This is a genomic window from Acidovorax sp. ST3 (assembly GCF_003231145.1).
Lineage (GTDB): Bacteria > Pseudomonadota > Gammaproteobacteria > Burkholderiales > Burkholderiaceae_C > Acidovorax.
The window spans coordinates 1-588 of sequence record NZ_QKVP01000087.1; the positions used below are offsets into that span (position 1 = coordinate 1).

Here is a 588-nt window from a genome sequence, read left to right on the forward strand (position 1 = left end):
AGGCCGGGGAAGCTCATCAGGCCGGCGGCGGCGTCCTCGACCGACACGCCCAGGGCGCGGGCGGCGGCGTAGGCGGCGGCGGCGTTCTGCCAGTTGTGCCGCCCCGGCAGGGAGCGGGCGTTGAGCAGGTCGGCGACCTCGATCACCCGCTCGCCGGTGGCGTCGTACAGCACGCCCTGCAAGGCGTACACGCCCCGGCCCATGGCGCGCCCGGCGCTGATCGGCCAGATGGTGCGGCGGTTGGCGGCGGTGATCTCGGTGCAGATGCGCTGGCACCAAGCGTCGTCGACGCCGATGACGGCGGTGTCGCCCTTGCCCTGGTTCAGCAGCACGCGGCGCTTGGCCGCGACATAGCCCTCCATGCCGCCGTGGCGGTCCAGATGGTCGGGCGTGATGTTGAGCAAGATCGCCACGTCCGGCTTCAGGCTGGAGGTCAGGTCGAGCTGATAGGACGAGACCTCCAGCACATAGACCGCGCCCCCGTGCATGTCGTCGAGGCCGAGCACGCCATAGCCGATGTTGCCGCCCACCCGCGCGTCGCGCCCGGCGGCGGTCAGCAGGTGCCCGATCAGGGCGGTGGTGGTCGAC

The 588-nt window shown here is 72.1% G+C and carries 1 protein-coding gene; it reads right to left on the bottom strand.

Annotated features, from left to right (window positions below; all coding sequences use genetic code 11):
* A partial coding sequence (locus DNK89_RS23695) for a Mur ligase family protein (protein WP_255575897.1) occupies positions 1-588 on the bottom strand: 588 nt, incomplete at both ends.